The sequence below is a fragment of the Phormidium sp. CCY1219 genome (genome assembly GCF_055795085.1).
Genome location: NZ_JAYFEQ010000557.1, coordinates 1 through 11,572 on the forward strand (window position 1 = coordinate 1; position 11,572 = coordinate 11,572).

Consider the following 11,572-nt stretch of genomic DNA (forward strand, 5'->3'; position numbering starts at 1 on the left):
TAAGCAATAAATAATTGAAGCCCACCTTCCCCGCATCAATGACCAATAACCGCAGCCCCCACCCCCGAACCAATGACTAATGACCACCCTATTTATCGGAGGACAAAATGAAGCCATCATCTCGTTTTTTAACTCGGGATAACCATTGGTTGCCCCACATATTTTTTGCGATTTAGCCTTATTTGATAAGGTCATTTTGTGGTGGTTATTTTTGGGTATAAAACTTTGTGTTTTTTGAATAAAATTCCGTAAAAATACGGAGGTGCGGAATGGTGACAAAAGGTTTAATAGAGGATGAAGACAAATTGGTGTTGACGACGGAAGGCGATTTGCAGTTCCCGCACGTCCATGCTAACCCAGGCCCTAGTCAGGAGTGCCGATTGTGTCCACCCTCTTAAATAGTTGTTACAAAGTAATTAAGTCCCTATTCCTCGGTTGTACGCTTCCTTTGAGCAAGGCGGACAGTTTTACTTATTCAGTAGGATATAAATGGGGAACTTTAGAAGCAAAGGTGCAAAAAGATGGAATTTCGGGGATAGTGCAGGGAGGATAATTTTGAGCGGCTAGCTGGTAACTTCTAAAATTAAGCAATATTAATTTGAGGAAAATTCAAGCAACAGTTTAATGAATAAAAGCAATCTTGAAAATGAAATCGGCGGCGAAAAGTTTGGTCAATATGAACCCCTTGTAGTCCGCTTGGCAGGAATTCTTGGAGACTACCCTGAAGGGGTCGGCATTATCAAAGAGTTAATTTAAAATGCTGATGATGCTAAGGCGCAACGGATAGAGTTCGTATTAGATTGGCGGACTCATCAAGCTGAGAAACTACCCGACGATCGCACGATCTCTCTTATGGGACCAGCAATACTCGCTTACAATGATAGTGAATTTACCCCAGAGGATTTTGAGAGCATTCGGCGTATTGGACATAGTGTAAAAGCGGAAGACATTCAAAAAACAGGTAGATTTGGCGTCGGCTTTAATGCAGTTTATCATGTAACAGATTATCCAAGTTTTATTTCGCGAAATCGGATCGTTTTTTTCGATCCACATGGAACGGCGATTCCTGGAACCTCAAAAGAAAACCCGGGATATACTTGGGATTTAGAAAAAGACCAATGGTGGGTAAAATATCCAGAGTTTATGAAGGTATATCAGGGACATGGTAAAAAATTTTCAGGGACTCTGTTTCGGTTGCCACTGAGAACAGAACAACAAGCAAGTCAAAGCGAGATTCGCCAACAAGTGTTTGGAAACTCAAGTATCCAAAAAATCCTAAAAGAGCTAATTAATTCTGGTGAAGAACTACTGCTTTTCCTCAAATCTCTTTTAGAAATTCGCTTTTCTGAAATTCCCGCAGATAGCGATGGAAGAAAGACAGAATTGCTGACCATACGGACCAAGAATCCAAAACAGGTAAAGGATGAACGTACAAAACTACTTGAGGCTATTCCAGATCGCACGAATGCGCTGCTGGAGAAATGCCAAAATGAGTCTGGCGCTTTAGCTTCAGTATCTTACCGTCACGAAATAGAAAGCATTAGCAACGAGGGGATAACCAATACAACCTGGAGAGTAGTCAGTCTTATTGGTAGCGATTCACAGGGTGAAATCACAGAGGCGATCGCACAGATGCAAGCTCAGAGAGAAAAAGCGGTTCCTTGGGCAGGCGCTGCTGCTCGAATTTATACTTCTAAAGCCGAGGGTAATCACAATTTAGTCACAGGTCGTGCTTACTGTTTCTTGCCAACTCCGATTGAAACGGGTCTTCCTATTCATATCAATGGATTTTTTAACTTAAATAGTGCCCGAGATAACCTCAGCAGCGATAGTGGTCAAAGTGGAAGAGACCAGATAAAACCATTATGGAATAAGTTACTTGTCCGCCATGTTCTATCTGTTGCCTGTGCCAATTTAATTGCTGAATTAGTATCGGATATCGGGAAAGAAAAGCCTGATAAATTCTACCAATTGTGGCCTGTCAGCACTCACAACAAGGTGCTGGAAGAAATACCTGGCCGTGTCATTCAGCTTTTGTCCCAGAAGAGAGTCATCCGTTCGGCGGTAGAGCATGTGGGAGTTGAGACAGACAATGGTAAGAAAATACTTCGTAAAACTAAATGGGTGATGCCCCGCCAAATTAAAGTTTTCTCTTCTAAAAAATGGTGGAAGAGCTTATTGGAGCCTCTGAGTGCGGATGGAATTGACATTCCAGATCCGCTGGTACCTGATGAGATTATAAATGCTTTCAAGAATGCTAACTATGGGTTAGAAACATTAACTCCTGCAAAATTACGCGAACACTTACACCAAGATAAACCTCTGGGCGTTCCTTTGCCGGAAGCACCTAAACAAAGCCTAAGCAATTGGCAGTGGATTGTTAATATGCTGGGCTATTGCATAAGCGATAAGTCTAAAGATGTGCGAGGTTTGCCTTTGGCAATTCTCGCCAATAACACCCTGCAAGTCTTTGGATATAACGCCATAGGAACTATCTACGTTGCAGATTCAGAAATCATGCGAATATTCGACAATAAACCCGAATGGTTTCTGCATCCCAATTTAGCTCGAGAGGTTCCAGAAATAGGACAGTGCATCGGCGTGTTAAACATGAACGCTAAAGAAGTAGCCCGGCGACTGGTTGATGTGATTGGTTCAACCGAACAAGGTTATCCTTGGCAGCCTGATGGGGTTAATTCTCCAAATTCAGAATGGTTGACTCAAGTTTATCGTTATTTCACCAAGGTGAGCACATTACCAAATGAAGAATTGCGAGAAGTCCCACTGGTGCCGGGAAATGACGGAAAACTTTACAAAGGTGGATTGGTTAATACTCCTTTGTGGTGTGGTAGAAATATCGATCGAGAAGAAGTTGAAGCCCTAAAATATTTTGGCGTGCCTCTTGTTCAAGCTTCACCCAAGCTAGAGGAGGCGATCGAGCAATTTCTCCAAAAGCATCCTCAGAAATTTATTTGGTTTGTCACAGGCCCGGATGTTGTCAATACACTCAAGTCACTCGCTCATTCTTTACCTTCGTCGTATAACCAAAAACATCATCCTTCTCTGCTAAATTTCCTTGCTAACCCCCTTTGGATAAAGGATAGAAGCTATAATGAAGAGCAGAAAACAATTCTAAAAACCTTACGAATTTATCCGACAGCTTCTAATGAACTCGTTTCTTTAACCGATGATAAAGTCTACCTCCCTGGTGGATACAACCCACCAGCAGTGGCAGGCTATCTAAAACTGCTCCGCGTAAGAGATGCGGAATCGGAATGGTTGTTATTGTTAAAGCTACTAAGGGTTGGGATTCTCAACCGCGAACGTCTAATTGTTGAGTGTTTATTGCCCAGTTATAAATCACTGGTACCTGAGGAACAGCGAATTGCACTCGAATGGATTCGAGATAATTTAACTCAAATTAAACAGGAAATAGAAGGAGCCGGAGAAAGTTCTAAAACTCTTCTGAAAATACTAAAAAAAGAATCTCTGCTGCGCTGTAGTGATGGTGAATTACGGCCAATACCCGCTGTTTACGAGCCAAACAGTGATGCTCGTCAAATGTTAGGGGATAATATTCCTTTACCCGATATAGCATTCTACTCTTCAGATTGGGAATTGTGGCGCCGGTTTTTTAAATTATTAGGAATTCGGGAAACTGCCAGTGCAGATGACCTGTTAATCTATGTAAACGATCTAATTGAGACCGCGAACAAAAAGAGTCCAGATGCTGTGGCCGATTTTTGTATCAAAGTTTTTGACTACATGGGTAAAAAGTGGGAGCAATTAAAATCTGATAAAATTGCCAAGACTGGTCAAACTCTGTCGGAAGCGCTTAAAGATAAAGCCTGGATTCCAGTAGAGCGAGATTTCAATCAACTCAAGCAATATCCAGGGGCTAAAAGCCCTGAAGCAAGATTATATCGTGCTGAGGAAGTCTGCTTTATTGATGATGCTCAGTTACTAGCTAGCCAAAAACCTATCTTTCATTATCAGAAAAGTAGAATCAAGCCAGAATTCCGGAAATCCTTGGGATTTCAGGAAGTCAATCCCAAAATGGTTCTAGACCACTTCGACAGATTAATCGCAATTTTGGAACGCAAATGATGATGCCAATCCTACCCATGCCAAGCCCTAAGCAAGATGATTTACTAAAATCAATGCAGGAAATTTACCGCTACATCTACAATAATTTTGTAGATAGTAATCGTGCCGATCGCGAACAACAGCAAAGGCTAGAGAGAGATTTCCAAAATCGCGAATGCCTTTGGGATGAGAATACCGAAAAATTTTGGAAGCCAAATCACGCATTTGAAGAAGATGTCTCCTTTTTTGGCACTCATCGCGTCACCATACCTTTTTCTCATCGCACTGGGGAAGTTTATCGCCTTTTGGGACAAAAGCCACGACCCGATGTAGATGACTACCTAGACTTCCTGCAAGACTTAGCGGATGAGTACAACACTTCGCCTCTAACGGAAGAAGACAAAGATTGTGTCATACAGGTTTTACACCGTCTGGAATCTAAATGCCTAGAATCCAGCATTAGCTCAGAAATTGACCTGGGTAAAAATGTACCTGTACTTACCACTGGCGGTACACTTCGCGTTGCCCAAGAAGTTCTCATTCCAGACGCGCCTTGGCGACAAAGTTCTATTGAGGAAAACAGACTCCTTCATCCTAGAGTTTCTGTCACCCTGGCAAAATCAGCCGGGAGTCTCTCTTTATTACGAGATGTAAAGGAAGAAGTTACAGAATATCAGCTAGATTCGGAGCCAACAGTTAACGATTGGTGCCGCGAGTGGCAAGCAACTCTCAATTCCCCAGAGTTTCACTCGGGTTTAAATCGGCTGATTTTCCACGAATCCAATGATTTTAATCAGCCCGAGATGACTTTTCCAAAAATATCAGTTTTACCGGCTCACAGCATTAAACTCAATTTGTGGCTAAACAATATTAAGGTAGCATCCGATGTAAACGGAGATTATTACTTTTATGAATATTGCCTAGTGCTTTATGTAATATCTGCCAAAAATAAGGAAACAATGGTTGGATATATTGCCGAAGCTCTAAATAATAGTCTACTGGATGATTTTTTACTAAAAAATTTGTGGCCACTGGTCAGAATTTTGGATACTGACCCTGCGAAAATAAAGGGTTTATTAGATGAGTTGCGAATCAGGGCATTACCGGGTGATGAAAGCGAAAAATATCGCGAAACTGATTCACATGAGGAACCAACGCCAGACACACAAACTCCAGAAGAAGAAACCACACAAGCGCCAGATCGGGAGACCAAGCCTTCCACTCAGACTGATACTGGAAGAAGCGAAAATTCAATTTATTGGGGTGAATTTGGCGAAGCCTGGGCTAAATGCTTTTATACAGCATTCGGCTATAGCCGCATTGATAAGCAGCCTGATTGGGCGGGATTTGATTTTCTGTGCCAATGTTCGGGAAAACCCCAGATTAAAGCTGAAGTCAAAGCGATAACATCCACTCGACCTAACATTCCAATAACTATTAATGAATGGTCCAAAATGGTAGAAATTGGAGAAGCATATGAGTTACTCATAGTTAGTCATCAAGGAGAAACTGTTTCTGAAATCATTCAAGTTAAACATCTATGGAAAACCATACAGAATGATTTTTTGGGAAAACTACGGCAAAAGAAACCTACAAAATATGCTGGGGAGGAAGCCGAGGTTTTACTAGGATTTAACCTAAATTCAGATAAACAACGAAATAATATCATCATTAGCTGGCACAGGTTATGCGAAGGAAATATCAGTGACAATATCAAAATATATCGTCCAAGTTCGTCAAATTTATCTTCTGAAAATGAAGAAGTTAAATTTAAGCTTTTAAACCCATGAACAAAGCTAAAAAAACATTAAGCAGCTAGTAAATAATGGTAAAATAATGAGATGATGAGTATCGCCCTTCCCCCACCCAACTCGAGTCAACACTAAACCCCATAAAAACATGGCCCAGCGAAAAACATTAATCACGATCGCAGTTTCCTCAATTGTGGGAGGAATCATCTGAGCCACCCTTGCTTCTCCCGTTTCCTACACTCTTTATGAAAGCATTCCGGGTCAAGGTTATTCCCGCAATTGCAGCCCCAGCGATATGATTGGCAATTCAATGAGAAGTCGAGAAATATACTCCGGGCGAAGCTATAGCAGCCGTTCATTTATCGCCAGTGGAGAAACCTTACAGCAGCAATTAATTTACGGTGCAAGTGGTGTGGCTGCTGGATGCATTTCCAGTTCTTTGGTAATGGCTATACTAAACCGCAAAAAGAGCAAAGCGACCTAACAATTGGACAGGGGAAGTCCCGGTAATTATTCGACGATCGCCACTTCAAACCCGCCGTTTGAAAAGCCGCGCCAGGGTAGCAAACCCAAACCCACATCGCACAACCCATAACGCGCTCCACTTCCCGGCCAACTTGCAACCCCATCCACTCATTAAACCGCTTCATCCAGAGTTTTGCCTCGCGATCGCAGAGCGCATCATCTCCGACAAAATAGCCATAAAAAAATCAATCCGCGTAGGCCCGGGAATGTGGCCTACGTGCAATTGCAATCCCCCGGTTGTACGGAGTACCCGCTTAGCCGCGCACCGGAATAAACGGGGCGCGAGGGGAGGGAGGGGAGAGCCGCGATCGGACTTCCAGACCTTCAGGGGGGCGGCGTTTCCCCGGGGGAGGGCTGACCCGGGGAAAAGCTTGACGCGCGCCAGTCTTCCACACTGCAAGCGCAACAGAATCCGAGTTGCAGAGCCTTGCAGTTTGGCAAACCCGGAGGGGCGATTAGCGAGACAGCTTCACCAACGCATCTTGAACCGTTTCGGGGAGTCGGCGCATGATGCGACCCTTTTCGATATCCACCGCCACCAGAGTGACCACCCCGGTGACATAGACTTCCAACCCATCAACCGACTGGATTTGATATTCCCAATTGAGGCGCACCCCATCCATTTCGAGCATTCGGCTTCTAACGATCGCATCATTGCCCATCCGCATGGGTTTGTGGTAGCGCAACGCCAGTTCCACCACTGGCAAGTCGCATCCCAAAGCCACCAACTCGGCAAAATTAATTCCAATCGAGCGCAAGGACTCCACCCGCGCTTCCTCCATCCAGGTCAAATAGGATCCATGCCAAACAATTCCCGCATAGTCCGTGTGGTGAGGGTAGGCCCGCACGGGATATTCGAACCAACCGTCGCTGGTTTTCGTGGTCTGGTGGGCGATCGCGCTGGTGGGAGGCAGTTGAGCTTGCTTGTCGTTATCTTCACTCATGTTACAAATCGATCCAAAACTCTACATTTCTACAAATTTTAAGTAAGTAATAAGTCTTACATTAAACTTTACAAGCCTTAATCAAGTCGTAGCAGAGGCAAAGTCCCTCTAAAGTAGGAAGTGTGCGGTCTGCCCGATAGATTAAGCTGACCACTCATAAATCCCCATCTATTGTTACCAGGAGAACGAACCATGATTCAAAATATTTTAGTCACCGTCGCAGGGCGCGGACTCTGTGAAGAGATGCTTAACATGCTGATGGACATCCCCGGATTCCAAAGCGCATCCGTGACAGTGCTGCACGTGGTTTCGCCGGAAATCAGCTCCGATGCCATGTCCGACAAATTGGAACAGGGGGGGAAAATCTTAGCCGAGGCGGTCAAATCGTTAAAGGTAGACCCGAGCAAAGTCAATCCCCGCCTGAAACAAGGAGACCCGAAAAGCATCGTTTGCGAAGTAGCCGAAGAAGAAAACGCCGACCTGATTATCATGGGGTCGCGAGCCTTGGGACGCTTGCAAGCCATTTTAGAAGGTTCCGTGAGTCAGTACGTGTTCCAGCTTGCCAGCTCTCCGATGCTGCTAGTCAAGGATGATGTGTACGTCAAGAAAATCAAGCGCGTCATGGTGGCGATGGATGCCTCAGACTCGGCGAAGCAGTGCTTAGATTTGGCGCTGACGATGGTCAAAGACGTGAAAGGGGGGCAATTAGAGCTAGTGCGGGTTAACCCCAGCAAACCGGGCGAGAAACCGGAGGAAAATCCCATTTTAGCCCCGGCGGTTGCTGAAGCGAAGAAGTATGGCATTTCCTATCGCTGCCACCTTCCGGAAGGCAAACCGGGAGAAGAAATCTGTCGCTTAGCGAATGACTTGAATGTGGATCTGCTGATGCTCGGGTCCCCCGATCGCCGTCCCAACATTGCCAAAAGCTTAGTGGATCTCGATCGCTTGCTTGGCGGTTCCCTCTCTGACTACGTGCGCGTCTATGCCAACTGTCCGGTGTTATTAGGTCGCACCCCGTCCTAGTTTCGTTTTTCCGCCCCTGCGGTTCCCAGGTTCCCCCTGGGAACCCCTCACGGAGGTCAAAAATGGCCATAAAAAAGGTGCCTCGGCGTGACTTCCGGACACCTTGGACGAGAGATCGCCAGTAGCAATTGACCGATGGGGATTGAGGAAAAGCGCCTCAATCCGGGTCAATTCGGTGGCAATCGCCTAACTCTTATTGCCTTCTCGGCTACTGGTTTGAATATAGAGAATCAGCAGGAACACTGCCGGCACTAACACAAACAGAATCGTGGCCACAAAGCCGAGATCGTTAACTTGCATACTACCCCACCTCTATCTAAATCTGAAAATTCAACATCATTAGAATATCATTATTGGCGCTAAGTACGATCCTGCCACGGTCTCCACTCATCCCATCGGTGCGCCAATCGGCATCCCCAGTGAATGGCCAATGACGCATCGTAGATAAACAATTGATTACGGCTTCGTCTTCACCGTCACCGGACCGTTCACCTGAGTTTGGCAAGCCAGCCGATAATTAGAGGGCTTCTTCTTCAGTTTTTGATTTTCCGCCTGGGTACGCTCGGAAAGATTTTCCATCCCTTCGACGATTTCCACAATGCAGGTACCGCATTGTCCGTAGCCCCCACAGTTCATCAACTTTCCGACAAACTTGTAGATTTCGATGCCATTTTCCATTGCTTTGAGCCGTAGGTTGGCACCATCAGCAACGACAATTTCCTTATTTTCGTTGACAAACTTGATATTAGGCATGAGTGTTTTCCTTCTCGTGGGCGATCGACACTGCCAGGGGCTGAGCGGTGTGCCGTAGAAACTGGCGAAACAGAGAGTTACCAACAAAGCGCAAAGTATTGAGCTTGCGATCGCGATCGCGCCTTTGGTGGCACTGGGAAAACGCGATCGCCATTGCTTCGACTAGAGTAACCTGCACTCCGATCGCCGCCTCAGTTCCCCCCGAGAGAAGCGATCGCCCCTCAATAACATTACCTTCCCCTCATTCTATGACGAAATATTAACAACTGTAAAGACCAGCTTCATCAAAATCCCCCAGCTTGCATCTCCATGCCTTCCCTCCAGTTGCTACACCCTGACGCACCCGCAAATCTGCCACCTCCCGCTCAACCCCCCCCCACCAACATCACTTACGGAACATCACTCAAAAACCCGCCATCGAGATTAGTAATCGCCCGCTCCATCGCCGCTAGCGCCCGATTGTAACGCACGATCGCCTGCAACCGATTATTCTGAGCGCGGGTCAATTCCGTTTCGGCATCGAGTACATCCGACTGAGTACCCACCCCCGCCGAAAACCGCAATCGAGCCAAGCGCAAACTTTCTTTCGCTTGCTCTACCGACACATTCGCCGTTTGAATATTCTCGAAATTCGATCGCAAATTAAAAAACGCCTGTTCCACCTGCAGCCGGATTTGATTGCGAAGCTGGGCAAACCGGGTTTCTGCAATCTCGATATTCTTTTCCTCCTGCGCCGCCCGCGCTCTCGCCGCTCCCCCATCGTACAAATTCCACTGCAACCGTCCGCCCAAAGCGTAGCCATCGGCTAAATTCCGTTCGTCGTCTAACACCTCAAGCACGTTATAGTTCGCAAACAAGCTCACTTGCGGACCGTTATTCGCCAGGGCCAACTCCCGCTGCTGCTCGCTGATTTCCCGTTGCACCAACAACTGTTCGAGTTCGGCGCGATTTTTCAACGCCAGCACAATGCTTTCTTCCAAAGACAGATTCCAAATCCCCTCGATTTCCACCTCTTCGGCGGCGGATAAATTCACCACCGGAGACACATTTAAAATCTCCGCCAACTCCCGCCGCCGAATCCGCTGCTGAGACCGCGCCTGGGTGAGGGCTTGTTCCGCATCTGCAAGCTGCACCCGCGCGCGCAGCACGTCAAAGCGCGTGCCCAACCCGGCCCGTTCTAACGCTTGAGCATCCTGCAAGCTCTGTTGCGCGCTCTCCACCGCCGACAGGTTGATGCGAACGCTATCATCGGCTTCTTGCAAGTTGTAATACGCATCGCGCACGTCCAAACGCAATTGTGCTGCCGTCTGCTCGAGTTGCAGCTCGTTCAACCGCACCTGGGCTTCTGCTACCCGAATTTGCGCCGGACGCCGACCGGAGGTGTAGAGATTATAGCTCAATTCCACCGTCCCATCGATCGCGGTACTGGTTTCATCTTGCTCGTTGGCATTATCCCCAAATTGCGCCCTAGCGCGCTCGTTTGACAGCTCCACGTTGGTGGTACTCGAAACGCTCGCGGTGGAGCGCAAATCCAAGTTGGGATAAAGTGTGGCGCGCGCTTCGCGCAAGGCGGCACGACTTTGCTCGAGGTTGAGCAATGCTTCTTGCAATTCCTGAGAGTTTCGCCCGGCGAGATCCAGGGCTTCTTCTAACGTCACCGGCTGGGTTCCGACAATTTCCACATCCGCCGGTTGGGTGGGAAACTCGAGGGGATTTGAACTGGGTGTCAAGTAGTCTGGCGGTTCTTCCCAGCGGCGGTTTCCCTGCGCTTGCAAGAATGGCTCCGACTCAGGAGTGGAGATGTGGTTTTCCCGGCGATCGCGTCTGATTGCGCCGGTGGGTTGTCTGTCTCCGGGGCTAGCTGGTGCTATTTCTCCGGGAGGTGCCACGGGGACGCTGTCGCCGCCTTCTAGGGGGACGCTTTCTGGGGATAGGGTTTCGGGAGATTGAGTTTTGGGGCGTTGGGGATCGGACTGGATCTGGGACAGACCCCCATCCATATCGCCCAAGGCGATGAGGGTTCCCACGCCCACAGCCATCAGATGACGAAACGTTCGCATAAGTTTTTGTTTTGATGTGCTCTTTAGGGACACTTGCAGGTTCGGGCAAACACTCTTAAGCAGAATAACGGATTGCATGAGTTTGAATCATCAACCAGAAGAATGAGTGCGATCGCGCGGTGCTTTGCGCCAATGAGTGCCCTGGGCGAGAGATTTCGGTCTGGGCCGTTACCAGAAACCCCCAGGGGGCGATCGCGCTGTTCGAGTCCGAGTAATGATTCATTCTCCTCGGAGTGTTTTCCCGTCTTGCTGAGCCACTGGGTTGCTTGTGGTGTCCCTTCTGAAAAGACCTGTATCCCTCCCCGGAAGTTGCTTCCTTGGCTACAGTTATCCCCTGAATCGGTAGATGCGATTTGTTAAACTAAGCAATTCCGTCACCAGAACTACTCGTCTTCAGAACCGGACTTGAGACTTTCACCTCATCCGGCTC

11 protein-coding genes and 1 pseudogene are annotated in these 11,572 nt (G+C 47.2%); 4 read left to right on the plus strand and 8 right to left on the minus strand.

Translation table 11 applies throughout. The features are described from left to right. Nucleotides 1-195, minus strand: a 195-nt coding sequence (locus AC0QH1_RS15475) for a hypothetical protein (protein WP_324632096.1), incomplete at its 3' end; no start/stop codon positions are given. Nucleotides 196-624: 429 nt separating this feature from the next. Here AC0QH1_RS15475 and AC0QH1_RS15480 point away from each other — a divergent pair. The 3 genes and pseudogenes from AC0QH1_RS15480 to AC0QH1_RS15490 all read left to right on the plus strand — a co-directional run bounded on the left by AC0QH1_RS15480 (nucleotide 625) and on the right by AC0QH1_RS15490 (nucleotide 5,876). After that, nucleotides 625-756, plus strand: a complete 132-nt coding sequence (locus AC0QH1_RS15480) for a hypothetical protein (RefSeq protein WP_324632097.1) — start codon at nucleotides 625-627, stop codon at nucleotides 754-756. 12 nt (nucleotides 757-768) lie between these two features. Continuing rightward, a pseudogene (locus AC0QH1_RS15485) lies at nucleotides 769-4,107 on the plus strand (sacsin N-terminal ATP-binding-like domain-containing protein); the annotation flags it as partial. After that, entirely contained in the window at nucleotides 4,104-5,876 is a 1,773-nt protein-coding gene (locus tag AC0QH1_RS15490) for a protein NO VEIN domain-containing protein (RefSeq protein WP_324632100.1), read from the plus strand. The pseudogene AC0QH1_RS15485 and the gene AC0QH1_RS15490, both read left to right, overlap by 4 nt. Nucleotides 5,877-6,347: 471 nt before the next feature. Here AC0QH1_RS15490 and AC0QH1_RS15495 read toward each other — a convergent pair whose 3' ends face one another. Then, nucleotides 6,348-6,470 (minus strand): hypothetical protein, encoded by a 123-nt coding sequence (locus AC0QH1_RS15495; RefSeq protein WP_324632101.1) that lies wholly within the window; start codon nucleotides 6,468-6,470, stop codon nucleotides 6,348-6,350. Between the two features lie 347 nt (nucleotides 6,471-6,817). Then, on the minus strand, nucleotides 6,818-7,306 hold the full coding sequence (locus AC0QH1_RS15500; protein WP_324632102.1) for an acyl-CoA thioesterase: 489 nt from the start codon (nucleotides 7,304-7,306) through the stop codon (nucleotides 6,818-6,820). A 192-nt stretch (nucleotides 7,307-7,498) separates the two neighbouring features. Here AC0QH1_RS15500 and AC0QH1_RS15505 point away from each other — a divergent pair, with 192 nt between their 5' ends. Continuing rightward, a complete protein-coding gene (locus tag AC0QH1_RS15505; RefSeq protein ID WP_324632103.1) occupies nucleotides 7,499-8,329 on the plus strand; it encodes a universal stress protein in 831 nt (276 codons plus the stop codon). Between the two features lie 186 nt (nucleotides 8,330-8,515). On the opposite strand, the gene psbM is transcribed toward AC0QH1_RS15505, so the two are convergent. From psbM to AC0QH1_RS15530, 5 genes are all read right to left on the minus strand, one after another. Beyond that, nucleotides 8,516-8,629 (minus strand): photosystem II reaction center protein PsbM, encoded by a 114-nt coding sequence (gene psbM / locus AC0QH1_RS15510; RefSeq protein ID WP_324632104.1) that lies wholly within the window; start codon nucleotides 8,627-8,629, stop codon nucleotides 8,516-8,518. A gap of 156 nt (nucleotides 8,630-8,785) precedes the next feature. Next, nucleotides 8,786-9,082 carry a 2Fe-2S iron-sulfur cluster-binding protein gene (locus tag AC0QH1_RS15515; RefSeq protein WP_324632105.1) on the minus strand — a complete coding sequence of 99 codons (297 nt, stop codon included), beginning with the start codon at nucleotides 9,080-9,082 and terminating at the stop codon, nucleotides 8,786-8,788. After that, the gene (locus AC0QH1_RS15520; RefSeq protein ID WP_324632106.1) at nucleotides 9,075-9,260 is read right to left on the minus strand and encodes a hypothetical protein; all 186 of its coding nucleotides are present in this window, start codon (nucleotides 9,258-9,260) and stop codon (nucleotides 9,075-9,077) included. Before AC0QH1_RS15520 ends, AC0QH1_RS15515 begins: the two co-directional genes overlap by 8 nt. 211 nt (nucleotides 9,261-9,471) lie before the next feature. Then, nucleotides 9,472-11,142 carry a TolC family protein gene (locus tag AC0QH1_RS15525; RefSeq protein WP_324632107.1) on the minus strand — a complete coding sequence of 557 codons (1,671 nt, stop codon included), beginning with the start codon at nucleotides 11,140-11,142 and terminating at the stop codon, nucleotides 9,472-9,474. 55 nt (nucleotides 11,143-11,197) lie between these two features. After that, nucleotides 11,198-11,365, minus strand: coding sequence for a hypothetical protein (locus AC0QH1_RS15530; protein ID WP_324632108.1), 168 nt, complete (start codon nucleotides 11,363-11,365; stop codon nucleotides 11,198-11,200). Nucleotides 11,366-11,572: the final 207 nt, after the last annotated feature.

Coding starts and splice junctions, on each gene's coding strand:
- AC0QH1_RS15490 (WP_324632100.1), top strand. CDS start 4,104: ATGATGATGCCAATCCTACCCATGCCAAGCCCTAAGCAAGATGATTTA.
- AC0QH1_RS15505 (WP_324632103.1), top strand. CDS start 7,499: ATGATTCAAAATATTTTAGTCACCGTCGCAGGGCGCGGACTCTGTGAA.
- psbM (WP_324632104.1), bottom strand. CDS start 8,629: ATGCAAGTTAACGATCTCGGCTTTGTGGCCACGATTCTGTTTGTGTTA.
- AC0QH1_RS15500 (WP_324632102.1), bottom strand. CDS start 7,306: ATGAGTGAAGATAACGACAAGCAAGCTCAACTGCCTCCCACCAGCGCG.
- AC0QH1_RS15515 (WP_324632105.1), bottom strand. CDS start 9,082: ATGCCTAATATCAAGTTTGTCAACGAAAATAAGGAAATTGTCGTTGCT.
- AC0QH1_RS15525 (WP_324632107.1), bottom strand. CDS start 11,142: ATGCGAACGTTTCGTCATCTGATGGCTGTGGGCGTGGGAACCCTCATC.
- AC0QH1_RS15530 (WP_324632108.1), bottom strand. CDS start 11,365: ATGAATCATTACTCGGACTCGAACAGCGCGATCGCCCCCTGGGGGTTT.
- AC0QH1_RS15480 (WP_324632097.1), top strand. CDS start 625: ATGAATAAAAGCAATCTTGAAAATGAAATCGGCGGCGAAAAGTTTGGT.